General features: G+C 55.0%; 30 protein-coding genes. 27 read left to right on the top strand and 3 right to left on the bottom strand.

The window, feature by feature from the left end:
- Window positions 1–151: 151 nt before the first annotated feature.
- From H6973_09770 to H6973_09705, 14 genes are all read left to right on the top strand, one after another.
- Window positions 152–4,474, top strand: coding sequence for a DUF4214 domain-containing protein (locus tag H6973_09770; protein ID MCP5125902.1), 4,323 nt, complete (start codon window positions 152–154; stop codon window positions 4,472–4,474).
- Window positions 4,474–4,878, top strand: coding sequence for a hypothetical protein (locus H6973_09765; protein MCP5125901.1), 405 nt, complete (start codon window positions 4,474–4,476; stop codon window positions 4,876–4,878). The genes H6973_09770 and H6973_09765 overlap by 1 nt, the downstream gene beginning before the upstream one ends.
- Entirely contained in the window at window positions 4,875–8,981 is a 4,107-nt protein-coding gene (locus H6973_09760; protein MCP5125900.1) for an RHS repeat protein, read from the top strand. The genes H6973_09765 and H6973_09760 overlap by 4 nt, the downstream gene beginning before the upstream one ends.
- Window positions 8,982–8,988: 7 nt before the next feature.
- Entirely contained in the window at window positions 8,989–9,519 is a 531-nt protein-coding gene (locus H6973_09755) for a hypothetical protein (protein ID MCP5125899.1), read from the top strand.
- Window positions 9,520–9,705: 186 nt separating this feature from the next.
- Complete coding sequence (locus H6973_09750) at window positions 9,706–10,038, top strand: hypothetical protein (GenBank protein MCP5125898.1); 333 nt, start codon at window positions 9,706–9,708, stop codon at window positions 10,036–10,038.
- Between the two features lie 10 nt (window positions 10,039–10,048).
- Complete coding sequence (locus tag H6973_09745; protein ID MCP5125897.1) at window positions 10,049–10,297, top strand: DUF4926 domain-containing protein; 249 nt, start codon at window positions 10,049–10,051, stop codon at window positions 10,295–10,297.
- Between the two features lie 112 nt (window positions 10,298–10,409).
- Window positions 10,410–10,637, top strand: a complete 228-nt coding sequence (locus H6973_09740) for a DUF4160 domain-containing protein (protein MCP5125896.1) — start codon at window positions 10,410–10,412, stop codon at window positions 10,635–10,637.
- Between the two features lie 396 nt (window positions 10,638–11,033).
- A complete protein-coding gene (locus H6973_09735; GenBank protein MCP5125895.1) occupies window positions 11,034–11,444 on the top strand; it encodes a hypothetical protein in 411 nt (136 codons plus the stop codon).
- 217 nt (window positions 11,445–11,661) lie between these two features.
- On the top strand, window positions 11,662–12,000 hold the full coding sequence (locus tag H6973_09730) for a DUF4160 domain-containing protein (GenBank protein ID MCP5125894.1): 339 nt from the start codon (window positions 11,662–11,664) through the stop codon (window positions 11,998–12,000).
- Window positions 12,001–12,054: 54 nt separating this feature from the next.
- Complete coding sequence (locus H6973_09725; protein MCP5125893.1) at window positions 12,055–12,336, top strand: DUF2442 domain-containing protein; 282 nt, start codon at window positions 12,055–12,057, stop codon at window positions 12,334–12,336.
- Between the two features lie 209 nt (window positions 12,337–12,545).
- A complete protein-coding gene (locus tag H6973_09720; GenBank protein MCP5125892.1) occupies window positions 12,546–12,788 on the top strand; it encodes a BrnT family toxin in 243 nt (80 codons plus the stop codon).
- A 1-nt stretch (window position 12,789) separates the two neighbouring features.
- Complete coding sequence (locus H6973_09715) at window positions 12,790–12,990, top strand: hypothetical protein (GenBank protein MCP5125891.1); 201 nt, start codon at window positions 12,790–12,792, stop codon at window positions 12,988–12,990.
- 154 nt (window positions 12,991–13,144) lie between these two features.
- Window positions 13,145–13,441: a BrnT family toxin gene (locus H6973_09710; protein MCP5125890.1), complete on the top strand. Its 297-nt coding sequence runs from the start codon at window positions 13,145–13,147 to the stop codon at window positions 13,439–13,441.
- On the top strand, window positions 13,428–13,712 hold the full coding sequence (locus tag H6973_09705; protein ID MCP5125889.1) for a hypothetical protein: 285 nt from the start codon (window positions 13,428–13,430) through the stop codon (window positions 13,710–13,712). Before H6973_09710 ends, H6973_09705 begins: the two co-directional genes overlap by 14 nt.
- Window positions 13,713–13,734: 22 nt before the next feature.
- On the opposite strand, the gene H6973_09700 is transcribed toward H6973_09705, so the two are convergent.
- From H6973_09700 to H6973_09690, 3 genes are all read right to left on the bottom strand, one after another.
- Window positions 13,735–14,568, bottom strand: coding sequence for an IS110 family transposase (locus H6973_09700; protein MCP5125888.1), 834 nt, complete (start codon window positions 14,566–14,568; stop codon window positions 13,735–13,737).
- Window positions 14,569–14,809: 241 nt separating this feature from the next.
- Window positions 14,810–15,205, bottom strand: a complete 396-nt coding sequence (locus H6973_09695; protein MCP5125887.1) for a type II toxin-antitoxin system HicB family antitoxin — start codon at window positions 15,203–15,205, stop codon at window positions 14,810–14,812.
- Between the two features lie 16 nt (window positions 15,206–15,221).
- The gene (locus H6973_09690) at window positions 15,222–15,404 is read right to left on the bottom strand and encodes a type II toxin-antitoxin system HicA family toxin (protein MCP5125886.1); all 183 of its coding nucleotides are present in this window, start codon (window positions 15,402–15,404) and stop codon (window positions 15,222–15,224) included.
- Between the two features lie 185 nt (window positions 15,405–15,589).
- Here H6973_09690 and H6973_09685 point away from each other — a divergent pair, with 185 nt between their 5' ends.
- The 13 genes from H6973_09685 to H6973_09625 all read left to right on the top strand — a co-directional run bounded on the left by H6973_09685 (window position 15,590) and on the right by H6973_09625 (window position 26,805).
- Window positions 15,590–15,922: a hypothetical protein gene (locus H6973_09685; GenBank protein MCP5125885.1), complete on the top strand. Its 333-nt coding sequence runs from the start codon at window positions 15,590–15,592 to the stop codon at window positions 15,920–15,922.
- 4 nt (window positions 15,923–15,926) lie between these two features.
- Window positions 15,927–16,172 (top strand): DUF4926 domain-containing protein, encoded by a 246-nt coding sequence (locus H6973_09680; GenBank protein ID MCP5125884.1) that lies wholly within the window; start codon window positions 15,927–15,929, stop codon window positions 16,170–16,172.
- 268 nt (window positions 16,173–16,440) lie between these two features.
- Window positions 16,441–16,656 carry a type II toxin-antitoxin system HicB family antitoxin gene (locus tag H6973_09675; GenBank protein MCP5125883.1) on the top strand — a complete coding sequence of 72 codons (216 nt, stop codon included), beginning with the start codon at window positions 16,441–16,443 and terminating at the stop codon, window positions 16,654–16,656.
- A gap of 129 nt (window positions 16,657–16,785) precedes the next feature.
- A complete protein-coding gene (locus tag H6973_09670; GenBank protein MCP5125882.1) occupies window positions 16,786–17,715 on the top strand; it encodes a PD40 domain-containing protein in 930 nt (309 codons plus the stop codon).
- Window positions 17,712–18,839: a hypothetical protein gene (locus tag H6973_09665; protein MCP5125881.1), complete on the top strand. Its 1,128-nt coding sequence runs from the start codon at window positions 17,712–17,714 to the stop codon at window positions 18,837–18,839. The genes H6973_09670 and H6973_09665 overlap by 4 nt, the downstream gene beginning before the upstream one ends.
- 28 nt (window positions 18,840–18,867) lie before the next feature.
- Window positions 18,868–19,860 (top strand): extracellular solute-binding protein, encoded by a 993-nt coding sequence (locus tag H6973_09660; protein MCP5125880.1) that lies wholly within the window; start codon window positions 18,868–18,870, stop codon window positions 19,858–19,860.
- Window positions 19,861–19,863: 3 nt separating this feature from the next.
- Window positions 19,864–21,459, top strand: a complete 1,596-nt coding sequence (locus H6973_09655) for an iron ABC transporter permease (protein ID MCP5125879.1) — start codon at window positions 19,864–19,866, stop codon at window positions 21,457–21,459.
- Window positions 21,456–22,175 carry an ABC transporter ATP-binding protein gene (locus tag H6973_09650; GenBank protein MCP5125878.1) on the top strand — a complete coding sequence of 240 codons (720 nt, stop codon included), beginning with the start codon at window positions 21,456–21,458 and terminating at the stop codon, window positions 22,173–22,175. The genes H6973_09655 and H6973_09650 overlap by 4 nt, the downstream gene beginning before the upstream one ends.
- The gene (locus tag H6973_09645) at window positions 22,154–22,642 is read left to right on the top strand and encodes a chromate resistance protein (GenBank protein MCP5125877.1); all 489 of its coding nucleotides are present in this window, start codon (window positions 22,154–22,156) and stop codon (window positions 22,640–22,642) included. Before H6973_09650 ends, H6973_09645 begins: the two co-directional genes overlap by 22 nt.
- A gap of 179 nt (window positions 22,643–22,821) precedes the next feature.
- Window positions 22,822–24,033 carry a type II secretion system inner membrane protein GspF gene (gspF, locus tag H6973_09640; protein MCP5125876.1) on the top strand — a complete coding sequence of 404 codons (1,212 nt, stop codon included), beginning with the start codon at window positions 22,822–22,824 and terminating at the stop codon, window positions 24,031–24,033.
- 164 nt (window positions 24,034–24,197) lie between these two features.
- Window positions 24,198–25,025, top strand: a complete 828-nt coding sequence (nudC, locus tag H6973_09635) for an NAD(+) diphosphatase (protein ID MCP5125875.1) — start codon at window positions 24,198–24,200, stop codon at window positions 25,023–25,025.
- The gene (locus tag H6973_09630) at window positions 24,986–25,798 is read left to right on the top strand and encodes a hypothetical protein (protein ID MCP5125874.1); all 813 of its coding nucleotides are present in this window, start codon (window positions 24,986–24,988) and stop codon (window positions 25,796–25,798) included. The genes nudC and H6973_09630 overlap by 40 nt, the downstream gene beginning before the upstream one ends.
- A 32-nt stretch (window positions 25,799–25,830) precedes the next feature.
- A complete protein-coding gene (locus H6973_09625; protein ID MCP5125873.1) occupies window positions 25,831–26,805 on the top strand; it encodes an adenylate/guanylate cyclase domain-containing protein in 975 nt (324 codons plus the stop codon).
- The last annotated feature ends 24 nt before the right edge of the window (window positions 26,806–26,829 follow it).

Raw genomic sequence — 26,829 nt, 5'->3', positions numbered from 1 at the left:
ATTGTAAAAGAAACGATCCTTCGATAAGCTTTAGGGTGTTCTTCGCAATCGCATGGGCAGTGTAGAGCATTAGAATTTTAAATAGTAACATGAAACATCGCGCAGCAAGCTGCGGAGAATTAGACCCTATAAAGATTGAAGAGACAATAACATGAGCGCCTCGCAAAGTCTGGTTGGACACATAACCCGTATCGGTTGGACACTCAGCGTTGTGATGATGTTGTTCGTATCGAGTGGCGCGGTTCCCGAGCGGGCCTGGAGTGATGGCGCTTTAACAGGATCCTCTCTCATTGCCGGCATTCCCCGGATCGCGGCGACGAATGTCCACGGTCAACAGGCCGGTCACCTGCTCTCCACGACGGGTCAACGCCAAGCCGCGTTTTGGGATGCTGACGGCGCGTTGACCTTGCTCGGAACCCTGGGTGGTGCGGAGAGCGAAGCCTTGGCGCTGAATGACGTCGGCGAAGTCGTCGGGGTGGCGCAAACCGCTGAGGGAATTTGGCGTGGCTTCCGTTGGACACACACGACCGGCATGGAGGAGTTGGCGACCCTCGGCGGTCAGAGCAGCCGGGCGCTGGCGATCAACGCCGCCGGGCAGATCGTGGGGGAGGCGCAGACCACTGAAGGTGCGTGGCGCGCGGTGTTGTGGGACGTGAAGGGCCTGTACAACTTGGGGACGCTCGGCGGCGAGGCCAGCCGGGCGCTGGCAATCAATGCTGCGGGTCAAATCGCCGGTGAAGCGCAAACCGCCGAAGGCGCGTGGCATGCCTTCCTGTGGGAGCCGGTGCCTGGTCTGCACGATTTGGGAACGCTCGGCGGACGCCAGAGCTGGGCTTCCGATCTGAATGACATCGGTCAAGTGGTGGGCGAAGCGCACACCGGTGCGGCGGCGCATGCCTTCCTGTGGGAGCGGGCGACGGGCTTGCGCGACTTGGGGACGCTGGGCGGCGCGGCCAGCCGGGCGTGGACGATCACCACCGAGGGCCGGATTCTTGGCGAGGCGCAGGATACCGCCGGGCAGTGGCAGCGCGTGGTGTGGGCGGCGGAAGACCCCGCCGATCCGACCCGGCATTGGTTGCCTTTGCCAGCGGCGGTGACGATGGTGGAGGCGCTGCAAACCCGTTCTATTACCACACGTCTTGCTGTGGCCAGTAGTGCGGCCAGCACCGCGTTCGCGAGCGCGCTTTACACGCAATTTTATGGCCGAGATGGGGATGCTGAAGGCATTGCGTTCTGGGCCGATCAAATCGACGCCTGCGCCCTCACCCCAGCCGCAGTGGTGATGGACTTCTTCCAGGCGGCGGAGTTTGCCGAGGTGGTGGCGCCGACGGCGCGGCTGTATTTTGCAGCCTTTAACCGTATACCCGATGGCGCAGGACTGGATTTCTGGGTGCGTCGGAATCGCGCGGGTTCGAGTCTCACGGCGATTGCCGCCTTTTTTGTCGAATCGGTGGAATTTGTGAATCGTTACGGCGCAGGCTTAAGCGAGGCTGCGTTTGTCGACGTGTTGTATCAGAATGTCCTGGGCCGGGTAGCGGATGCCCAAGGCCGAGCCTTTTGGGTGGCGGCGCTGACCGCGGGCCGCATGACTCGGGGACAAGTGTTGCTGGGTTTTTCAGAGTCGCCGGAAAATCGCGCTAAGACCGCGGCTGAAATTCAAGTCACCCTGCTCTATGAAGGGCTGATCGGTCGGCCACCTACGCCCGCTGAGCTTCAGGCCGGGCGCAATCAGCCGTTGGAAGCGCTGATCAACGCTTTGTTGAACTCGAGCGTTTATGCCGGGCCGGACGTTCCGACACCGCCCTGCGTCAATCAACCGCCGGTGGTCGACGCCGGTGCGGATCAGACGATCACGCTCCCCGCAACCGTAACGCTCCAAGGGACGATCACTGATGACGGATTACCGGAACCGCCGGGCGCGGTCACGGTGACCTGGACGAAAATCAGCGGTCCCGGCACAGTCACCTTTGCCGAGGCCACAGCCGCGACGACCACCGCCACGTTCTCCGCAACCGGGACCTATATCCTGCGCCTAGCCGCTGACGATAGCGAACAGAGCGCCCACGACGAGGTCACGATCACCGTCCAGGCCGCTGTGAATCAACCACCTACGGTCAGCGCGGGAGCAGATCAAACGATCACGTTGCCCGCGACGGCGACGCTTCAGGGGACAGTCACCGATGACGGATTACCGAAACCGCCGGGCACGGTCACGGTGACCTGGACGAAAGTGAGCGGTCCTGGCACGGTGACCTTTTCCAATGCGGCTAATGCGACGACCACCGCCACATTCTCCACAGCGGGCGCCTATGTCTTGCGTCTGACCGCCGAGGATGGCGCGGTAACCGCTACCGACGACGTCACCGTCATCGTGAACGCCGGTAGCGATGGTGGCGGTGGCGGTGGTGGCGGTGGCGGTGGCGCTCCCGTCAACCAGGCCCCACAAGTCAATGCCGGAGCGGACCAAACCCTCATTCTACCGACCAACACCGTGACCCTCAGCGGTACGGTCACCGATGATGGACTGCCCAATCCTCCCGGCGCGGTGACGGTGGGTTGGAGCCAAATCAGCGGTCTGGCGGGCGTGACGTTTGCCAACGCCGCAGTGGCCAGTACGACTGCGACGTTCCCCGGCGCGGGAACTTACGTTTTGCGTCTGACGGCGAATGATGGCGCGTTAACAGCGACAGACGAAGTCACCGTCACGGTGAATTCAGGAGGCCCAATCTTTCAGGCGATTGCGGACTGCGCGCCTACCGGTGGCCCCTCGCCACTGACAGTCCGGTTTCGCAGTCAAGGAGTATTCTCTGGCGGTAGTATCGTGAGGTACCGATGGGATTTTGAGGGAGACGGGACGTTCGACACCAGCGATGCGGTGCCAAACGACTATACGCGGACTTTTACCGAGGCCGGCGCTTTTAGTCCGGTATTGCAGGTCACGAATAATCTGGGCGACACCGCAACGGATACCTGCACCCTCCAGGTCGATAACAGTCCGCCGACCGCAATGGCCAACGCGAGTCCTTCCAATGGCCCGATTCCATTAACGGTGAATTTCACTTGCTCGGGTAATGATTCAGATGGAGCCATCGTTTTATATGAGTGGGACTTCGACGGTGACGGCACATTTGATTTCAGTTCCCCCACCACCGGCAGCGCCAGGCAAATTTACAGTCAGGTGGGTCAATTTACGGCTTTGTGCCGGGTAACGGACAACGAAGGTTTGACCGGCTTGGCCCGCACAACAATGACGGTCATTCGACCGGGGGAACCGGGATCCCCCAGCGTGTTGGCCAGCGCTTCGCCGACGAGTGGCGATGGACCATTGACGGTTGCGCTGAATGGCGCAGCCACCGACGACGGCGCTATCGTCAGGTGGGAGTGGGATTTTGACGGCAATGGGGTTTACGACTTCACCTCGGCGACGTCACCCTCCACAAGCCTTACTTATGATCAAGCTGGTGTTTTTGGCGCTACGTTACGGGCGACCGATAATGACGGGAAAATAGGCATCGATAACATTGAGATCGTGGTCGGCGTCAATGTTGGGTTGTCGATCCCGGATGACACCTTCGAGCCATCTCTTGGCGAATCGGTTGCGATCCATACCACGCTTAACGTGACGCTCCCGGTTCGCCTGTTGTTGAAAAATCGCGATGGCGTTGTCGTGCGTCAATTGGCGGAGGGCCTCAGAACAGCGGGGAGTTATACGGATACTTGGGATGGTCGCGATGGTGCCGGTAATCTGCTGCCCGAAGGCCCGTATTACGCGGTTTTGGAATATGATTTCGGCGGTGGAACGCGGGCGTTCGACTTGACCGATACTACGGGTGGCGTTCGCTATAACCCCTCTCGGAACTCCTTTCCGAATACATTCAGACCCTTTGAGAACGATCCACTCAGGATCACCTTTACGATTCCAGAGAGTAGAGGAGCCTCGGAGATATTGGCGTTTGTCGGTTTGTATAATACGGATACGCGCGTTATTACGCTCCTGGAGCAGACGCCGCTTGGGGCGGGCGCGCACACGATTTATTGGGACGGCCTCAACCCGGATGGTTCTTTTGCCGTACCCCCTCCTGGAGATTCGTTCTTGTTCGGAATTTTTGGTTACACCTTGCCGGACAATGGACTGTTTCTCAAGGCGGCTCCGGTGGTCTCCAATGTTCGGGTCGATCCGAATTTCTTCGATCCTTCGACGTCAGGCCATCCAGCAACAGCAACCTTGACATACGACCTCGACAAGACCGCCGATGTTGAGCTTACGGTAACCAACCTTACCACGGGAAAGGTGCTGCGCCGCATCCAGCAACTCAACGTCGCGCCAGGCGCAGGCAAGACCATCGTTTGGGATGGTCGAGCCGAAAACGGTTTGCTTGCCGACGCTGGAGACTATCGATTGGCGTTGAGCGCGGTTGATTCCACAGGCAGCGCCTCAATGACCCGTTATGCCCTGATGAAGGTCTTTTACTAATGAAACGCTCGATCATTGCGATTTTAGCCATCTTGGCCAGCGCGTGGCTGCCGCCTATGCAACAACAGGCGCATGCGGAAGAACTGACGCTCCAGACCTACCTGGCGCTGACCTTGGGCCGTCTGCAAATCGTCAGGGATGTTTGGGCGCGACAAGTAACGAGAGCGACCAATAGCCAAATCAAGCCGCCTGGGGCGGAAGATTTAGCGCCGCTGATGAAGCAGTATGGGGTGACCGAAGAAGAGTATCTCGCATTCGCAAGCCGGCATCAGCAAGCCCTTCACGATTACCTGGCGGCGAATCCCGAGATCAATGCCAAAATTGAGCAACTGAGTTCGGACATCAAATCCTCCATTCAGCGGATGGACGCCAGCACAGGGACTGCAAGGGGGCAGCAGCCATGAATAAAATGAAGGGTTTTTGGACGGCGCTACTGGGCGCGCTTTTGTGTGTTTTTCTACAAAGTTGGGAACCCGTGTGGGCGTTTCATTTCCCCTGGGATCAGGGGCATGATACTTTCAAACCAAACCAGCCTACCGATAAACCGCAGTGTCCCTATGAGGACAATCGCTGTAACACGCCTCACCCGGTCGATATTGGCGCGGGCGACAAAATCGAGAGCAGCGTCGATTTCATCCTCCCTGGATTCGGGCCGCAACTGGCATTGATACGGTCTTACCATTCGCAGGATTTGTCCAATGGTCCTTTCGGTTTCGGGTGGCATAGCAACCTGACCGAGCGGTTGGTCTTGGCTAACGATGGAGCAACGAACACCGCCATCGTCGTCCAGGGCGATGGCAAGCGTAAGCGATTCGTGCAACAACTGGATGGGAGTTGGGCCAGCGCCGCCGGTACTTTTCAAACGCTGACCGTCGCTGCCGACAGCAGCGCCCAATTGCGCGATAAGGATGGCGCGGTCCGTTCCTTTGATTCTTCGGGTCGCCTGACGCGCATTCAGGACCGGAACGCCAACGCGCTGACCCTGACCTATGACGCTCAGGGCGTTATCGCCACTGCTACGGCCGCCAGTGGCCGCACGCTGACCTTCACCAAAGGCGCGGATGGGCGCATTGCCAGCGTTGCCGATCCGCTCGGTCGCCGCTTCCAGTATTTTTACGATGACCAGGGCCGTGTGAGCCGGGTTGTAGACCCCGTGGGTGGTGAGACGCGCTACACCTATGACGATAACGACAATCTCAGTACTGTCGTCGATGCCCGTGGCAATACGGCGATCACCTTGACTTACGATGACCAGGATCGCGTTCTCACAGAAGTGCTCGCGGATGGGGCCACCTATCGGTTCAACTATCTCAGCGATACCCAGACGCGGGTGACGAATCCGCGTAGCTTGCAAACGCTCTACACCTTCAATAGCACCGGGCAGCCGATCGAGATTCAGGACCCCCTCGGACGTATAACCCATTCGACGTGGGATGCTAATTACAACCGCCTGAGTCGTATCGATGGCAATGGCCACACGACGACCTATGCCTATGATGCTAACGGCAACCTGACCCAGCAGACCGATGCGCTGGGGCAGGTGATGGCCTATACCTTCGAGCCGACCTTCAACCAGGTTGCCAGCGAGACCGATGCCGAGGGTCATGTCACGCGCTTCGAGCACGATGCGAACGGCAATTTGACCAAGATCATTGACGCCAACGGCAACCAGGCGGTACTGACCTACGATGCCCAGGGCCGGCTCACGTCGGCTACCGATCCGCGCAACAACACGACCCGTTACGACTTCGATGCCGCTGGCAATCTGATCCGGGTCACCGACGCCGCCGGTAATGCCGCCCAAATGACTTACGATGCGGTCGGCAATCTGACGGCTATCACCGATGCCGAGGGGCGCACCACGCGCTTCGAGTATGACGCACTGAATCGCCGCACCAAGGCGATTGATGCAGCAGGCGGCGTGACAACGATTACCTACGATCCCAATAACAATGTCACGGCTGTTACCAATCCGCGTGGCGAAACTACTACATACAGTTATGACAATCGAAATCGTCTGACGAGCATGACCAATGCGTTGGGCCAAGTCGAGCAACGCGCCTACGACCGCAACGACAATCTGACGTCGCTGCGCACCGTGGCGGGCAACACCACCACGTATGCCTACGATAACGCCGACCAGCGCCTCACTGAAACCCGTCCGGGCAGCGCGCAATATCGCTATGAATACGACGCTGCGGGCAATCAGACCGCGGTCGTTGATCCTACGGGCGTCCGGATGGCCCGGACCTTCGATGCCGTTGATCGCCTCACCGCTAACGTGTACGACAATGGTGATCAGGAGACCTATGCTTATGATAGGCGAGGCAACCGGACGGCCACGCAGCGCAAGAATGGGGCGGATCAGGTTTTCTACACCGAGACCCGCGCCTATGACGCGCTCTCGCAACTGATCCAGCACGTCGCGGGTATGGGCCAGACCACTCGTCTGAGCTACGACGCCAGCGGCAATCTCAGTACGGTCACGGATCCACTCGGCCGGATTACCAGCCGTGCTTACGATCCTTTGGACCGCACTGCTCAACTCACCGACGCCGCCAATGGCGTCACCCAATACGCCTATGATCGCGTTGGCAATCTAGCCGCCCTGACCGATCCCAAGGGTCTCGTCACCGGCTATCGTTATGACGCGCTCAACCGCCAGGATCAGGTTGATAGTCCTGACACTGGCGCTGCCGATGCGGTCTATGACGCCAACGGCAACCTGATCCAGCGCACCGACAGTCGCGGCGTCACCGCCACCCATGTCTACGACGCCCTCGACCGGCGCACGGCAACCACGTTCCCTACCTCTGGCGAGAATCGCGCCTATCTCTACGATCAAGGCAGCAATGGCGTTGGCCGACTGACCGGCTACGACGATGAGAGCGGTTCAACCCGCTTTACCTACGATACGCGGGGCAATCTCCTGGCTGAAACGCGCAACATTCAGGGCCGCACTTACACCCTAAGCTACGGCTATGATGGCGCTGACCGTCCAACCGCCTTGACCTATCCGGGCGGACTGAATGTTGCTTACGGCTACGATAGCCAAGGCCGGGTGCAGGACATCACAGCCCGTGGTCAATCGGTGGCGAGCAGCATCGCTTACCTGCCGTTGGGTCCGGCCACGACCTGGACTGACGGTTCAGGACTCAGCCACGCCAAAACCTTTGATACCGATTATCGTCCAACCGGCATCACCGTCGGCGCTCTTCAGGATGTGGGCTACCTCTATGATGCCGCGAACAATATCACCGACTGGACTGATGTCCTTGAAGGCTCACGCACCCAGCGTTTCGGCTATGACGCCCTTGATCGCCTGACTGACGCCGAGAGTTCCTACGGCGATATAGCGTTTAGCTACGATCCAGTCGGCAACCGGCTGTCCAAGACGGTCGATGTCGCTCTAACGTCCTATGCCTACGCCATTGACAGCCACCGCCTTCAAAGCACCACGGGCGTTGAAGCCGATACGTTCAGCTACGATGCCGCTGGCAACCTGATCCAGGATGGCCGGTATACGTACCTGTATAACCAGGCTAATCGTCTCGCCGAAGTTCGACAAGGTGGAACCACGGTCGCCCGTTACTTTTACAACGCCGAGGGTCAGCGGGTCGCTAAGACCACGGGAGGACAGACCCACCACTTTGTCTATGGGCGCGATGGTCAACTGCTGGGCGTCTACGATGGCGCGACTGGGGCAGCGATTGAGGAGATTGTCTATTTCAACATGATGCCCGTCGCCACCGTTCGCGAGAGCACTCTTTACTACGTCCATACCGATCATCTAGGCACTCCACGGCTGGTCAGCGATCAGAACCAAACTGTGATCTGGCGCTGGACGAGTGACCCGTTCGGCGAAGCGATGCCGAACGAGAATCCGGATGGCGATGGCGTTTTCTTTGCCTTTAATCTGCGCTTTCCGGGACAGTATTTCGACGCCGAGACCGAGCGGCATTACAACTATTTCCGCGACTACGATCCGGCGCTAGGACGGTATGTGCAGAGTGATCCGATTGGATTGGTTGGGGGCATTAATACCTACACCTATGTGGGCGGCAACCCGCTAATATACACGGACTCACAGGGACTTATTGTCTGTGGCGGTGTATGTGTTGGAATAATTTTTGTGGGCAGTGCTACTGCGATAGTCAATTGGACAAGGAATTATTGGAATGAACCTGTTAAGGATATCCATGATGTAAATGACTGGACAGAATTAACACCTGACGAATCCATTTATCATAGAATGGGTCCTGGTAATGAGAGCAACCGAAAGTTTGTCTCACCAGATGGACGCAGCGAAGCTGTTTTTGACTGTAACAATAATTTGGTGACTGATCCAGCTAATGCAGGAACATACAATTACTTTGGGCCAAGATTTTTGGGTGGTGTTCCACATGCGATAACTGACGTTATACCATACTACATATTTGGTACATCACCTTTTGATATGTTTAATCCACAAAGATTTACTACCACATATGATCATCTAACAAAGTGAGATTGTAATGATGAAACTCAGAGTACTGATTTTTTTAATCAGTACAATATTAGTACATTCAGGGTGTGGCATGAAAAATCATAAAGATTTCGCATTTACATCACCCGAGTTTCGCTTTGATGCCGGTGTGATCCATGCAAAATTGCGCGGAACTATGGATAATTTAAATAAAAATACTAGTGTTAATCATGCGCCTTATGAAATGTTAATATGGTTTTCCATTGAGGATGCAGAAAATATAATAGGTTGTACGCTTAGTCTAAATTCGATCACACTGAATAACTTAGAGGCGGATAAGTTTGTCCCTGTTCCTAAAACTGGTCATGCTTCTTTTCGACAGAAGTCAGATGGTACTTTTATTGCTAGCATAAGCTACAAAAATTTAGATATTGAGTACGCAGATCATCAGCTAGAGTTCTTTTATTCGTTTGAAAATCAATGTAGATTGATCGGCTTGCCAATTCCAGTAAAGATGGAATTCAAAAAAGATTATAGCGAACGGAATATTTCGTTTTGGGATGTACTGATGGGGGTTTAGCCAGCAGCCAGGTAGGGTACGCATGGCGTACCTTATTCCAGGGCGCGGCCATTGGCCGGTGCGCGATGCGTACCCTACGGGTGAACAGCATGGTAGCCTGTAGGGCGGGTTAACGGAGCGTAATCTGCTGATTACGCGCAAATACCCTGAAGTCGTACTAACCATTTTGTATTCGCAAGGGTTCTTATGCGCATCCCTTATGCAGAGAACGCGATGATTGATATTCGCAAGCTGCGTGACTACTGCATGAACCCACTGCATCCTGAAGGTAAACACAAGGCGCGGTTATTCGCGGCGGCGCTCGGCATGACGGACGTGGATGCCGAACCGCTGCGCGACGCCTTGCTGCAAGTGGTCAAGTCCCACGACGCAATCGTCAGACGATGCGATGCCTATGGACAACGCTATCAAATCGATTTCGTATTCGATTGGCGTGATCGCCGGACTATCTTGCGAAGCGGATGGATCATCGAGCACGGGTCAACCATCCCCCGTCTCACCACCTGTTATCCACGTTGAAAGGAGCACGATGATGAGCGATGTCATTCAACTGCTGGACGTGGTCGCGCTGACCGCCAGCATCCCAGAATATGGCCTGCATCGCGGCCAAGTGGGCACCGTGGTCGACCTCCTAGCCAACGGACAAGCCTTCGAGGTTGAATTCTGTGACCGTGAAGGGCGCACCTACGAATCCATCGGATTACGTGCGGATCAACTGATAGTGTTGCACTTTGAGCCTGCACCGCCATCCGCCCAGCCAATGGTGGAACTCGCATGACCCATAACCCGGTAGGGTTCGCATGGCGTACCTTATTCGGATGTGGCCGTTGGCTGGTACGCGGTGCGTACCCTACGCTGGAAACGTCATTCTTCTGCAATCAATCTTCTTCATGCCCAAACTGTACGAGTACTTTGGTCTCATTGTGATGTTCTACGCTAATGAACATGAGCCGGTCCATGTGCATGGAAAGTGTCAGGGACGCGAATCCAAAGCGGAGATTATTGCCGTGAATGGCATAGTCACCGAGATTCGCTACTCGGCAGCCGCTGGACGAGCGCTGTTGGAGGTTCGTGAAATGAAGTATTTTCAGCGCGTAGGGCGGGTTAGCGCAGCGTAACCCGCCGATTCTGTGGAACTTCCCCTAAAGGCGGGTTACGGGCTGACGCCCTAACCCGCCCTACAATGAGCTACAACGAGCCAGATAGAGTGAGCATCGCCCACCTTTTCCATCATCCGACACCGCTGAAATGGCGAGTCATCATATAGTTAACCCTCATCTTGCCATCGGTACTCATGACAAAACGGGAAAAATTATCAGCCCGTACCACGGTACGGCGGGTTACCTCGATACGACGGATTAGCATGTAGCACGTAGCACGTAGGGCGGGTTAGCGAAGCGTAACCCGCCGATTCCGTCGCACTTCCCCCAAGGCGGGTTACGGGCTAACGCCCTAACCAGCCCTACCGCCTCATGGTACACTTCCTGACAATATCTTGCGGGGGAGTTGTCAGTATGGGCCGAATCGTCGTTGAAACGACTCTTGAAAATGCGCTGGATCCTAGCCACACCATTCATTGCGACGCCTTGGTCGATACAGGCGCCGCCTACCTGACATTGCCGAATGCTTGGCGTGATCGGCTTGGAAGGCTCACTGAACTCGACACTGTTGAAGTCGAAACAGCCAACCAAAGCGTCATTCAAGGGCTAATCTGTGGTCCAGTGTTGTTGCGTATGGCGCGCTTCCGTCCGATTTTAACCGAGGTATTATTCATTGATATGCAACCCGAAGATGGCGCTTACGAACCGTTGGTCGGTTACATTCCTTTAGAACAGGCGCAGGCGGCGGTTGATATGGTGGGTCATCGCCTGATCAAGGTCAGCCGGGTCGATTTGAAGCGCGTAGGGCAGGTTAGCGCAGCGTAACCCGCCGCTTCCGTGGGACCTCCCACAAGGCGAGGCGGGTTACGGGCTAACGCCCTAACCCGCCCTACAATGAGCCAGGTAGGTACGCATTGCGTACCCTACGGTTGCCGCTATCGGCGTTGCATGTCGTTATGATTCTGAGTTACGGGCGTGGCTAGCCAATACGTGGTGCGCACCCCACGTTGGAAACGACATTTTTCTCCAATCAATCTTCTTCATGCCCAAACTGTACGAGTACTTTGGTCTCATTGTAATGTTCTACGCCAATGAACACGAGCCGGTCCATGTTCATGGAAAGTGTCAGGGGCGCGAATCCAAAGCGGAGATCATTGTCGTGAATGGCATAGTCACCGAGATTCGTTACTCGGCAGTCGCCGGACGAGCGCTGTTGGAGGTTCGTGAAATGAAGTATTCCAGCGTTTCGGATAAAATTGAATCTGGCATTTTGACCAGAAGAGCCTCCATCCAAGAATTAGGACTCAATTTCAACCGAAATGCTGGATTTTCAGGAACTGGTGAGCGCACGAGCCAACGACATCGTTCAAAAGTGGATTGATTTCTTTGTCCTGCACAAGTCCATTAAACCAGAACGCATTACCGGGAGACTCCCATGAGCCAGCCCTCCATTAACATCGTTGCCGCTGAATCGGTCAGTGATTACCGCCTGCGCCTCCTATTCGATGATGGCATGGAACAGACGGTCGATTTCAAACCCTTTTTGACCCATGCCCACCATCCTGATCTTCGGAGCTATCTCGATCCAGCCCAGTTTTCCACTTTTCGTATCGAATACGGTGACCTGGTTTGGGGTGACTATGATCTTTGCTTTCCAATCATCGACTTGTACTGGAATCAACTGGAACATCACTCTCATCAGGAAGCCGCTGCCTGATGATAACCGCTGATGAAGACAAGTAGAGAATAAACGACCCCGCAGCAAGCTGCGGGGTATTAAAAGACGATACTACGCAGCAAGCTGCGGGGTATGTATCCCGAACGAGAATCAATCAAGCCAGGTAGGTCGGGCACAGGACGTGCCCGACATGCACCTGTCAACTCCATGAATCTGTCGGGCAACGCTCCGCTTTTGCCCGACCTACTTTGCTTTGGATAGCCAGTACGCGATGCGTACCCATTGCCGTTTTCGACGATCCGTTGGCCAAAATTTTCCCGGATACTTGGCACTCGGAAGATGAGTCGCGCGAAATCATCATTGGATATTTGCGAGATCGTCGGTTGTGTTTGGTCGTTTTTACTGAAATTGGCGAAGATCGCCTACGCATCATCAGCGCCCGCGTAGCGACACCGAAAGAGCAACGAGACTATGAACGAAACGCCAGATGATCTGTTGCCGGAGTACGACTTCGATTATTCGCAAGCGCAACCCAATCGCTTTGCAGGACGGAGGGCGGTTGCCGTCACTCTGCGCGCCGATGTGCTGGCCTATCTTGAAGCGCGAGCGGCGGCGAAAGGATTACCGCTCGATGAGATGGTTAATGACATGCTTAAAAAAGACATTGAATTGATCGAGGTTGTGGCTCGGTAGCCTGGCATGTCAGGCACCAGGCGTGCCCGACATGCGCCTGCCAACTCCATGAACCTGTCGGGCAACGCGGCGCTTTTGCCCGACCTACGCTTCTTCCTTTACCGATCCTTAAGAGCGTATTGATAACGTCAATATGCTTCGTTAAGCTTTTTGCATGGACATTGAATTCATGCGGCACGGTATTCGTTTTGTCGCCAACCGTGACAAGGCGCGAAACAACCCGCGTAAGCATGGCGTGTCCTTCGAGCAAGCGGCGGAAGCCTTCTTCGATCCGTTCCTGAAAATCATTGACGCCAGTCGACAAGACGAGACTCGCGACGCACTGATCGGTTGCGATGACACCGGACGTCTTCTATTCGTCGTTCATCTGCTGTTTGAAGACGAGTGCATCCGCTTGATTTCCGCTCGCAGAGCAACCCGTGAGGAGCACCGGCTCTATGAAAATGGCTGATCTGAAACAACGACTACGTAAAGATCGTCCGATGACGACCGTTACCCTGCGTATGCCAGAAGACGTGATCGACGATCTCAAGCGCGTTGCGCCTCTCTTGGGTTATTCCGGCTACCAGCCTTTGATCCGCGCTTATATCGGCCAAGGGTTGCGCACCGATCTGGCCCGCCTGGAAGATGCCCCCATGACCCGCCTGTTGGAAAACCTGAAGGCGCAGGGTGTATCCGAGGAAACGCTCACCAAAGCGTTAGCCGATTTATCAACCGGATAACCCGTAGATACTGTTATCGCGGTCAAGCACCATGAAGAGCTGGATTGAAGGGTTGTCCTGATTTGAGGACGCCGAAGGCGACATGAACGAGTTTGCGCATCATGGCGCCGATGATGACCATGGGGGCCTTGCCGACGGCGGCGAGGCGATCCCGGAAGGCCCGACCCCAAGCGGTCTTGTGCAAGGTGACCAGTGCGGGCACGTACAGCGCCTTGCGCAGGCCAGCGTGTCCCATTTTCGAGAGGCGGGGTTTGCCGCGCACGCTGCTCCCCGATTCGTGCTGGCGCGGGTCGAGGCCGGCGAAGGCGGCGGCTTGGCGGGCGTGGTCGAACCGCTCTGGCCCGCCGTAGAACGACAGGAGAACCGGGATGGTTTTGTCCCCCAAGCCGGGGATGGAGTCGAGCAGGTCACGCGGGTGCTGGATCGTCGGATCATCGTCGATCCGTCGGCGGATGGCGGCCTCGACCTCGGCGATGGCCTGATCCAGATGCGCGATCATGGCCTCGATGCCCGGGCGCACGCTGGGGTGGGCCGCTGGCAGCCGGTTTTGTTCTTGGGTGCGCATGACGACCAACGCCTCGCGGCGAGCGACCAAGGCCCGCAGTTCGCGCGGGGCCAGGGGCGGTGGGGTCCAGGCGGGTGGGTGTTGGCGGGCACAGAAATCGGCGATCAGTCGAGCGTCCACGGCGTCCGTTTTAGTGCGCACCTGCCGGGCGGCACCACAGGCCTTGATCCGGGCCGGATTGCCCACGCTCACCGGGTAGCCGGTATCGGTCAGCGTTTCGGCCACGGCTTCCCAATCAATACCCGTGGCTTCCATGCAAACATGCAGGGTGGTCTTGTCGTGAGGAACCAACCACGCCTGGAGTTCGGCAAAGCCGGCATCCTAGAGTGAAGACCGGTGCATCATCTACTGCGCGAGATCGATCGCTCCAGGGCGGGTACGGCATCCGGTCTTCCGGGGGACCGTCCCAACATGAACGATCCCCCGCAAAACACAATACAAGGGCGGGTTAGCGTGGCGTAACCCGCTTGGCCGTCCCACCCAATGGCGGGTTACGGGCGGACGCCCTAACCCGCCCTACAATGAGCTAAATCTAGCGCATTGCCGCTCGCGCCGCTTCCGCCAAAAAGCCGGAGCGGGTTTCGCCCCGAGCGCGGACATGGTCGTCGATCCTGGCCAGCAGCAAGCGAGGCAATGTGATGTTGATTTTTTCGGCCGGACCGAAATACCGCTCGACCGGCACTTCGACGACGGCCCAAATCCAGCCGGCGAACTCGGGATCCGCTTGATGCTCGGTCAAGTTATGCGCCGTCGGGATGGTCCCGCCATCCTCGATCAAAGCCTGGCAGTGAAAATCGATGGCTTCCCTAGCCTGATCAACCGCCTCGTCCAGCGTATCGCCTGCCGAAAAGCAACCCGGCAAATCGGGGACGACCACGCCAAAAGCGTGCGTATCGTCACCCGGTTCGATAGCGATGATAAATTTCATAACCCGTTCCTGCCTTTCAAATCAAACCAGCCTGTTTGCGCAACTTGCGCGTGAATCCAGCACCCAAGTCCTTTTTCGGGTGCGGCACACTGAGGTGTCCGCCGCGCGTCGGATGAATGTAGATGTGATGTGAACCTTTGACTGCTCGCAACGTCCAGCCGGCTTTTTCCAGTTCATTGATGAGGTCCGCACTTTTCATGATGGTTATTATAACCACTGTCAAGGCATCATCAATGCCATTACCCCTGAGCAGCCAGGTAGGTCGAGCATGGACGTGCCCGAGATGCGCCCTTCAACCCCATGAACCGGTCGGATAACGCTGCGCTTTTACCTGACCTACGATTTGCCTTTTGATCGGGCGGTAAATAAGGCAAAATGACGGGCATGAAGCTTCCCAACGGCGAACGAGCCGATCTTGGCGTCAAACTCGAAGACTACGTGCTGAATCCACTGCATCGCGAAGGCCAGCATAAGGCCCATGTGTTTGCATCGGTTCTTGGCATCACCGAAGCCAATGCGCAAATCCTTCGAAACGCCCTGCTCGATGCGGCAGCCTCCTCCGACTGCGTCGAGTCAAAAGGCGACAATGGCTTTGGAATGATCTATGTTCTTCGATTCCCACTCGCTACGACAAAAGGCGCGGCAACCGTGTTGTCAGCCTGGATCATCCGCCACGGCGAGGACTTTCCCCGGTTAATGACTTGTTATATCGTTTAATTTTATGAATAAAAAACTTCATCTGCATGATGTCGTTGCTTTGCTTGAAGATTTACCGGCCAAGCACTTTGAAACCGATCAGCCGTTACTGCTCCGTCGCGGTCAGATCGGCACCATCGTGATGACCTACGACGAAAACGCTTTTGAAGTCGAGTTTGCCGATCCTGATGGGCGAACTTATGCCCTGCTCCCCGTCCCAGCCAGTCGGTTGATGCGGTTACGGGATGTGCCAGAATACGCGATGGCCTGATCATCATTCAGAGTGCATAGTACGTAGGGCGGGCTAGCGCAGCGTAACCCGCCGCCCGTTCGATGCTCTAATAACCTGAATTATGAAAAGAAATCAACTGATCAAACACTTGAACGCTCATGGGGCGTTTCTGCTTCGTGAGGGTAGTGGTCATAGTATTTATCAGTTAGGGCGCAATAAAACGCAGGTACCCCGACATACTGAAATTGTCGATGAATTGGCTCGAAAGATCTGCAAAGATCTGGGGATTCCTTTTGTGAGGTGAACAATGCAATTTAGAGCGGTGATCAAACAAACGGAAGGCTGGTGGATTGGCTGGCTGGTCGACGTGCCAGGCGTTAACGCTCAGGAAAAAACTCGTGAGGCGTTGCTTGCGTCACTAAAAATTGGAGCCAAGGAAATGCTGGAAACCGATATCCCTTTCGAACCTGGCTTTTCAATGGAGAAGCTGGATGTTCCTGAACCAGATTGGGCTAGCATGTAGAAACAAGGATGATTAGCCGAACGTAACCTGTCTAACCGGATGAATGAGCCGATTTAATCGCCTTGCGGTACTTCCACTTTTTGTTGTGATGAACCCAATCACCGATCAGAACAAAAAGCAACGTAAACGATGCCCCAAAACCTAGAAAACCCCCGCGCCAAGATTCGCCTAGCTTGGTTATTCGCTGCGGCAACACTCTTGGTTGTTGCGTCCCCCGCCCAAGCTGGCATCGCGTTTGTCGCCCTGGATCAAGATCAGACTTGGACGGTTTACTACCAAGACACGCCGGATGCCCCACCGCGACCAATCCCTAAACCCATTCAAGGCGACGCCAGCGCCCCCAGCCTCAGCCCCGATAACCAAACCATCGTCTTCGAAATACAAAGCGCTGGCCTGTATACCTGCCCTGTGCAAACCGATCAGGATTGCGCCAAACTCCCACTCCCCGCCGGTGACGGCGCTCGCCCTACCTGGTGGGACAACACCGGCCAGATCGCCTACGCCCACTACCGCACCGACGCCAACGGCGAAGACTCAGAACTCTACCTCATTGACCCAGCGCGCCAAATCGTCACTCCACTGATCACCCAGACCGGCAGCCTGGATTACCCCGATCTCAGTCCCAACCGTCGCTATCTGGCCTATACCGTTTCAGGCACCGTCGGCTTGCGCCGGGGCGGCGTCCAGGTCACGCAAAGCCTGTGGCGTATGGACTTGAGTACCGGCAAAGCGCGGCAACTGTTGCTCAGCGATGCGCAAGACCTCCACCCGGCCTGGTCGCCGAACGGCCAGTCCCTGGCGTTTGCCTCCAATCGCAGTGGTCAATTCGAGATTTGGATCACCGATGCAGAAGGCGCCCATCCCCAACTTTTGACTTCAGGGCCAAACGGTAAAATGTGGCCAACGTGGTCGCCTGATGGGCAAACGATCCTCTATACCCACCTGGAAGACGGACGGCATCAACTGTGGATGATCGATGCTGACGGCTCCAATCCCCGCCGTTACCAACCCTTCGGCCCTGGCAGCAACAAAGAACTCAGAGATGCAGACTGGCGATGAATACAACGCTCCTCAAAAGGCTTCTTCGGCTATCTGGCGTAAGCCTGATCGCATGGCTTAGCATCATCATCCCGCTTTGGGCCTCCACTGAAGCGCCGACGTTCAGCGCTGTTGCCTTGGACGCCACCGCCTTTGATCCCACGCGCGGGCAACCCGTCAAGCTCACCTACCAACTGGCCCAACCCGACAAAATAACGGTTCGCGTGTACGACCCGGATGGCGGCTTGGCGCACACCCTGCTGGACGCCGTCGAGCAGCCCGCTGGATCGCACGAACTTCTCTGGGATGGCCGCGACGAACAGCAACAACCCGTACCCGACGAAGCCTACACCTTCACCCTGGAAACCGCTTCCGGCGCGATTTACGATCCAACCACCTTCTCCGGTGGCGCGGTCGGCGACATCACCAACGCCCAGTTCAACAACGATGGTACGGTGCTTTACCGATTACCCGCCGCGTCGCGCGTGCTGATGCGGCTGGGCATCCATAACGGCCCGCTGTTGAAAACGCTGGTGGATTGGAAACCGCGCACCGCCGGAACGATCACCGAATCCTGGGACGGATATGACGTGGACCACCTCATCAAGCTTCATGCACAGAAAGACTTTGCCGCGCTCATCACCACAGTCGCTTTGCCGGAACTTACCGTCATTGCCTACGGCAACACGCAGGAAAGCTATCGGGATTACAAGCTGGGCCGCGCCAAAGACCACCCGCAAAAACCTGACCGCCCCCGCCAACAGGACCCCAACGTGCAACTCCGCCCAGAGAACCTCGTTCCTCCGGCTTGGGCGCGAGCGCCCCAAGTCCGCATGAGTTTTCCTGAACTCGGCGAAACCGTAGAGGACGCTGTTCCAGCGATACAGGAGGCAGTTGCCGTGCGCGTTGACGTAGACCCGACGGACCGGGATCGACTGCTGAACGATCAGTTCGAGATCATCTTTTTTGTCGACCAGGTTTTTTTCGCCGAAGCCGAGCGCGGCTATCTGCCTCTCAACTGGCGCTGGGAATTGCAACAGATACCGCCGGGCGAGCATGTACTCACCGTCAATATTTCCAGCTTCAAGGGACAGGTCGGCGTCGCCAGCCGGAAAGTGCAGGTCGTTCAACCCACCACCCCTTGATTTCAACAAAAAATTCAGGAATTCACTAATGAAACAGGCTTTTGGTTTATGGCTCTTCCTCCTGAGCCACTGGGCTGGTGCGGCGGAAGTGGTGATCTACACCTCACTCGACCAGGTGTTTTCCGAACCGATCCTGCAAGCCTTCGAACAACGAACCGGTATCCAAGTGAAAGCCGTTTACGATGTCGAAGCCTCGAAAACCACGGGACTGGTCAACCGGTTGATCGCCGAAAAGGATCACCCTCAAGCCGATGTCTTCTGGAACTCCGAAGTAGGCCGCACCCTGATACTCAAAGACAAAGGCGTGTTAGCGCCCTATTCATCGCCCGCCGCTGTCGATATTCCCGCGCAGTTCAAAGATCGAGACGGTTATTGGACCGGTTTCGCCGCGCGCGCGCGCGTCCTGATCTACAACACCAAGCTCCTCAAACTAGAAGAGGTTCCTCAATCCATCTTTGCCTTGACTCAGCCACAATGGAAAGGCAAGGTCGCCTTGGCCTATCCGCTCTTCGGTACGACGGCCACGCAGGTCGCGGCGCTCTACGCAACGCTTGGACCGGAAAAAACCGAAGAGTATTTACGCGCTTTGAAGGACAATGATGTCCTGATCGTCGATGGTAATTCAGTATCCCGCGACGTCGTCGTACGCGGCGAAGTCCCCATCGGTTTCACCGATACCGACGATGCTTATGTCGCTCTCCAAGCTGGCCAACCCGTTGACATGGCGTTTCCCGATCAAGAGGGCATCGGTACGCTGCTGATTCCTAATACGGTAGCGCTGATCGAAGGCGCCCCCCACCCCAAGGAAGGTCAGCAATTGATCGATTATTTATTGTCGCGCGACGTGGAAAGCCAACTGGCGTTCGCCGATTCCATGCAAATCCCTGTGCGCGCCGACGTAAAAACACCGGCTCATGTACCGTCTTATAGACGCATTCACGCAATGTCAGTCGATTACGAGGCGATTGCTGATCAACTCGAACGCGCTGCTCGTTTCAGTCGCAGCTTGTTTATCCGCTAAACCATGCGGCTGCCACGCTGGGTGACCGGGCTGGCATGGCTGATTTTTGCGCTGGCGGTTTTACTACCGCTGGGTCAACTGGTTTGGGAAGCGACAAGGGTTGATGGCCACTGGGATCTGAACCCGTTTCGCGAACTGCTGTTGACGCAAAGGCAATGGCAGTTGCTCCAAAACAGCTTGCTCCTGGCGGGAGGCGCCAGCGGCATCGCGCTGATCTTGGGCGTTCCCCTGGCCTTTTTCATCCAGAAAACCGATCTCTGGGGACGATCCCTTTTCAGCTTGGCCTATCTGAGTCCGCTACTGATTCCACCCTACATACAAGCCATCGTTTGGAGTCATTTACTGGCGCCTGAAAACGTCATCAACGCCTTCTTCATGAACGTGCTGGGATGGCAAACAGCCCCCTTCAGCGCTTATGGCCTGCCGGGCGCCTCCTTTGTGCTCGGCCTGGCTTACTCTCCCTTCATCACCCTCTTAACCATCAGTGGCTTCAAGAGCATGGAGCGCCGTTATGAGGAAGCCGCACTTTTGCAACAGGGAACTTGGCGCACCTTGGTCTCTATTACCTTGCCTCTACTGTTACCCCATATCATCGCCGGAACCCTGTTCGTCTTTGTGTTTGCAATCATTGACTTCGGAGTACCGGATATTCTGCGCGTTAGAGTTTATTCCATTGAAATCTTCATCCAGCTCAGTGCTTTTTACGATCATCGAGCCGCAATCATTCTAGGGCTGCCTTTGTTATTCGTCACGATGGTTTTGATGACACTGCAAGTCTGGATCATGCGCGGACGATCTTACATCAACCTCGCGGATGGTTTCAGTGGTGCGTATTATTATCGATTAGGGAAAACACAGATACCGTCATTAATCGTTTGCCTGTCGATCATGAGTCTATCGGTCCTAATGCCGGTAGGCGCTCTGTTAAACATGGCCGGCCCACTGACAACCTATCAGCAAAGCCTGAGCACATCCTGGAAGCAAATCGGCTTCAGTTATCTCATGGCGATAGTCAGCGCCGGCGCAATGACGATTTTGGCGTTTTTCATTGCCCATGCAATGATGAGAAGCTCAAAAAAAATTAGAGTGGGGTTGGAATATTTAACGCAGATACCTTTTGCTGTGCCTCCCATGATGCTAGGACTGGGTCTTATCAAGATTTGGAATAGACCAGAGACCACTTGGCTGTACAGCAGTGGCCTAATTATTCTTCTAGCCTATCTAGCTCATTTTGTGCCTTTCACTCTTCGCGCCGTCTATGCCAGTTTACAACAAGTCCATCCAAGTCTGGAAGAAATGGGGTGGCTGATGAGCGCAAGACCTTATCGGGTCATCATGCAAATCATTTTACCGCTCGTTCGCCATGGGCTATTGACAGGTTTTTTTATTTCTTTTGTCTTGGCTATGGGCGAACTAGGCGTCACGCTCCTGGTCCTTCCGCCAGGGATGGCGACGATCCCTATCAAAATCTACAACTATATGCACTATGGCGCTGAAGCGACCGTCGCCGCATTATGCTTGATTTTGCTGGTGCTACAATGGCTGTTCTCCCTAAGTCTCTTGGGTTTTTCTGCTTGGCTTGACAAGAAAATGACATGATTGAAATCAAGCATCTTTCCAAGGATTACGGTGTTAAAAAAGCACTGGATCATATCAATATGATCGTGCCATCGAATGCTATTGAAGTTGTCTTAGGCCCTTCAGGCTGTGGCAAGACTACGTTGCTAAGACTGATAGCGGGTTTTGAGCAACCTACTTCTGGGGAGATTCGGATCAAGGGTCGAACTGTAAGCTCCAACCATCGGATGGTTTTGCCTAATCAACGGCAAATTGGAATGATTTTCCAAGATTTGGCGCTATGGCCACACATGACGGCATATGAGAATGTCGCTTTTGGTTTGAAAGGAAAAAAGATCAATCGTGTGGAGATTCGCCAAAAAGTTGATGAAGCGCTGTATACCGTATCCTTGTTGGAGAACAAGAACCGTTTTCCACAACATCTATCAGGTGGAGAAAAACAACGGCTCGCTCTGGCTAGAGCCATCGCGGCTGAACCTGCTTATCTTCTGATGGATGAGCCGTTTGGCAGCTTGGATCCCATGCTGAAACAAAGCATGATGGAGTTACTCATGAAGACCCAGCAAAAATCATCTCTGTCGATATGTTATGTGACGCATCATCTAGAGGAGGCGTTAAAACTTGCTGATCATATCACTTTAATGCATCGAGGAAATATAGTGCGCGTGGCTGATAGGAATTTTTTTGGTCAATTTTCGACGGAGGAGCTTTTAGCATGGTGCGTCGAAGCGTTTTGAAGCTCTTTTTTAAAGTCGTTTTAGTATGTTCTGTTCTTATAGCAAGTACGAGTAGATCAGAGGAAATAGCGCTTTTTACCACATGGGAAAATTTCGAAGCAGATAAATGCGCTTCCATTTGGTTGATCCAACGTTTCGTCGCGCCAAATGCGAAAATCCGTTTTTACCCGAAAGGGGAATTATTGACTGAAGGTGTGTCGTTTGATACCCCTGATTCCGAGTTCCGACGATATCATAATAAATCTACCTTTGAAACTTTCCTGGAGCACTATAAGATCACGGATAAAAAAGCCATTGATATTGGAAACATCGTTCATGATATCGAGATTAATATTTGGGAGAAAAAAGCGCTTTCGAAAACTATAGAAGTTATGAATGAAATAAACCAGCTTAGGAAAGATTTAAATTTAAATGATCATGAAAGAATAATTCAAACGTGTGTATCGTATTTCGATACACGGTTTTAGCAGTTGTGTTGCAAAAAGGTATTGTCAACTTATCGAAAGGGAAACGTAATTTCCCGGTAGTGTTCCAGACATAGTTTTTTTATATTCGTAGTAGTATCCCGTGAGCCGAATTTTTATTTTTTTAAATTTATACCGATTTCACAAAGACATTTTTCAATTCCCACTGGATTCCCGTTTTTATGCCTGCTTTCCAATACGCCGCGCTTGATCAGAAAGGTCGCCAGCGCAAGGGCCTGATCGAGGCCGATACCCCGCGCATGGCGCGCCAGCTATTGCGTGAGCGCAATCTCAACCCCTTGGGGGTTGAAGAAGTCGCCAGTCAGGAGCGCGCGGGGCGTCTGCGGTTATTTCAACCCCGCATCAGTCCCACTGATCTGGCGCTGATTACGCGGCAACTGGCGACTCTGGTCGGCTCCGGCCTGCCCCTGGAGGAAGCCTTGGGCGCAGTGGCGCGGCAGGCTGAGCGGGCGCGGTTGAACGGCCTGTTGCTCGCGGTGCGCGCCCGGGTGCTGGAAGGACATGCTTTAGCTACTGCGCTAGGCGATTTTCCCCAAGTGTTCCCGGAACTGTACCGGGCAACGGTCGCCGCTGGGGAGCAATCCGGTCATCTAGACGTCGTGTTCGAACGGCTGGCTGATTACACCGAGGCTCGCCAGCAGATGCGCCAAAAGGTCGGACTGGCGTTGTTCTATCCGTTGTTGTTAACCGGGGTTGCGGTCCTGATCGTAGCCGGTTTGTTGACCTACGTGGTGCCACAGGTTGTGCAGGTTTTCAGCAGTCTTAACCAGCAGCTGCCGGCGCTGACCCGGGGATTGATCGCCCTCAGCGATTTCCTGCGCGAATACGGCTGGCTAGTGTTGGGAATACTGGCAGGAGGCGCAGTGAGTTGGATTTACGCCCTGCGCCGGATCGGTTTCAAACGACGGGTTCATCAAGCCCTGCTGAAATTACCCTTGATTGCACGGTTGACCCGCGGCGCCAATACCGCCCGCTTCGCCCGCACCTTCAGTATTCTCATGGCCAGTGGCGTACCAGTGCTGGAAGCGATGCGCATCTCGGCGCAGGTGTTAAGTAATTTACCGATGCGGGAAGCGGTTGAGCAGGCGGCGGCGCGAGTGAAGGAAGGGGCCAGTTTGCAAAAGGCGATCAGCAACAGCGGCTATTTTCCGCCCATGACCGTGCAGTTGATTGCTAGCGGCGAGGCCAGCGGCCGGCTCGAGAATATGCTGGAGCGGGCGGCGGTGCAGCAGGAACGCGAGACCGAGACCTTAATCGCCGCTCTGTTAGGGATTTTTGAACCGGTGCTGATTCTGGTAATGGGCGGGGTGGTGCTGGTGATCGTATTAGCAATTCTATTGCCGATCTTCGACCTCAATCAACTTGTGCGTTGAAGCGCATGAATAAATACTTGGGATGTTGGCGTTGAGGTATGGATTCAGTATAATTTTATTTTTATGATTAATAAGTTAATAGCACGCCGTGGTTTCCCATAGCTGTTCGGAGCATAATGGGCGTTGTTTGAATATCCAACTCACCTGAACAGAAAGACTGACTCATGTTGATCTTGCCGGACAACTTTCAGCCTGCCATTCTGCCGCCTGCGGACATCGAACAACCGGCTTGGTGGTTTATATTTGCTCATGGCCAATTGCTGGCGCGTTCCGCCGACCAGGGACTGGAGCTGCCGTTGGCTTCGGTTTGGCCCTTTGCCAAATGGCCGCCCACGCGGCGATTGTATCTGGGAACCTTGCAGGGTCGCCCCTGTCACGCTGCCGAAGCGGTAAACGCCGAACCACCGCCGGGATGGGCGTTTGAGAACTTGCGCGGTTTATGGACGCGATTGGACGAAACCCTGCTCGGGGTAGCGGGACATGCTTTGCAGCTGATTGAATGGGATCGCAACCACCAATTCTGCGGCCAGTGCGGAACGCCTACCGAGCGCCGCGCCGAGGAACGCGCCCGCTACTGCCATGCATGTCAACTCGCTGCTTATCCGCGACTCTCGCCTGTTGTTATGGTGCGAGTGACATACAATGACAAAATTTTGCTGGCGCGGGCGCCGCGCTTTGCGCCTGGAATGTATAGTGTGCTGGCCGGATTTGTGGAGGCCGGCGAGACTCTGGAGCAGACTATCCATCGCGAGGTCGCTGAAGAAGTCGGTATTCAAGTTTGTAACTTACGCTATTTTGCCAGCCAGTCCTGGCCATTTCCACATTCGTTAATGATCGCCTTTACCGCTGATTATGCCAGCGGTCAGTTACAGGTTGATGGCCGGGAAATCCTGGAGGCCCGCTGGTTTGTCCCCAATCAGATGCCAGGCTTACCCAGCCCCATGAGCATGGCTTGGCGGTTGATCCAGGATTACCTGGCCGATCACCATTAATTTTGTTTTGGCGCCAGCCAAGCAGTAAGCAAGGGCGAGAGCCGTTACGCGAAGACTGCCCCGGGAGGCGAGGGATGTTTCAACAATCTAACTTACCCTGCGGTTCCACTACTCGGTTTGATAAGCAGAATGAATTGAAAATACGTTTTGCGGCGCTCTGGATGCGCCGTGTCAATGCGGATAAACCGGCGGTTGCAGAAGCGATTCATGACCGGCTGATCGATTTCTACAACCAGTCGCATCGTCACTACCATACCCTGGAGCATATCCGGCACTGTTTGCGCGAGTTTGATCGAGCAGCGACCTTGATGGATGACCCCGGCGCTGTGGAGATGGCGATCTGGTTCCATGATGCTATTTATGAACCTGGGGCGAAAGATAATGAGCAGCGCAGCGCCGAATTATTCCAGAAATGCTCAAATGCCAGTGGATGTACGAACGCTATTTTACAGCAGCATATTCATGATTTAATCATGATCACGACTCACCGTGAACCGCCAAGCCAGCGCGATGAACAATTCATCGTTGATATCGATTTATCCAGTTTCGGACTACCCTGGGACCAGTTTGAAAGTGACGGGCGCCGGATTCGCGCCGAATGCGCTGATATGAGTGATGACGAGTATTATCCGGGCCATGTCCGGTTTTTACAGGCGTTGCGGGAACGTCCGACCTTCTTTTTCACCGCTTTCTTCCAGAAACGCTATGAACGAACGGCGCGCGAAAATATTGAACGGCTTATTATGGACCTGCGCATGCGTGGTTATTACTGAATCCGGTTATTTCGCCCTCGGGGATCAGGGAGATGAAATTTAAGCTGAGCAACCTGGCGTCCATGCTAGGCGCCCCATCGGGATCAAGCCATCAGGAACCGACGACCATCCTGTTTGCCGATATTAGCGGGAGCACTCGCCTGTTTGAAAAATATGGCGATGTGCGCGCCCGGCAGATCGAGAGCCGGGTGCTCGACCTGCTGGCGGAACAGACCATTGCTCATCAGGGTGCGGTGATCAAAACGATAGGCGATGAAATCATGAGCCGCTTTCCCGTCGCGGCCTCGGGTGTGCAGGCTGCAAGTGGTATGCAACAAGGGATCAAGAATGATCCAGTATTGGCGGATTTGAATATAGCGATTCGGATTGGCCTGCACCATGGCCTGGTGCTGGTCGAGAAGAATGATGTATTCGGCGATGCGGTTAATGTTGCGGCGCGAATGGTGGCGCTGGCCAAGGCCGATCAAATCATTACGACTCGGGAGACGGTGGACTGTCTGTCGCCTGAACTTCAGCAAATGACCCGGAGTCTTGGCCGTTCCTGGGTGCGAGGCAAGCAGGATGAAATGGAAATCGTCGAGGTCATCTGGTATGAATCCACCAGTCTGACCCAGATGTCCGCACTGACTCAGATGTCCAGCGAAGAGTCTCAAAAGGCGCTGCGCAACCTGCTCAATGCGCGTTTAGTCCTCAATTATCAGGGACATAATCAAGAGTTGGCACCTTCCAGCGAAGCCTTTACTATCGGACGCGGCCCGAAGAACAGGCTAGTCGTCGATCGGGAGCAGGTCTCCCGCAGTCATGCGGCTATTGAGTTCCGGCAGGGCAAATTTATCCTAGCGGACCACAGCACGAATGGAACATATCTGATGCTGGAAAATGGATCGCGGTTTTTCGTGCAGCGCGAAGAAATAACCCTGCACGACCGAGGGATAATTTGCCTGGGACAGGCCGCTTTTGAACAGAATCCCGATATTATCCACTATGAATGCAGATATGCCGCTTGAATGCCTCTCCCAAGCCGATTTTTT

This window comes from Gammaproteobacteria bacterium (genome assembly GCA_024235095.1).
In the GTDB taxonomy this organism is placed as follows: domain Bacteria; phylum Pseudomonadota; class Gammaproteobacteria; order Competibacterales; family Competibacteraceae; genus UBA2383.
This window is presented reverse-complemented; position numbering and strand designations above follow the sequence as displayed.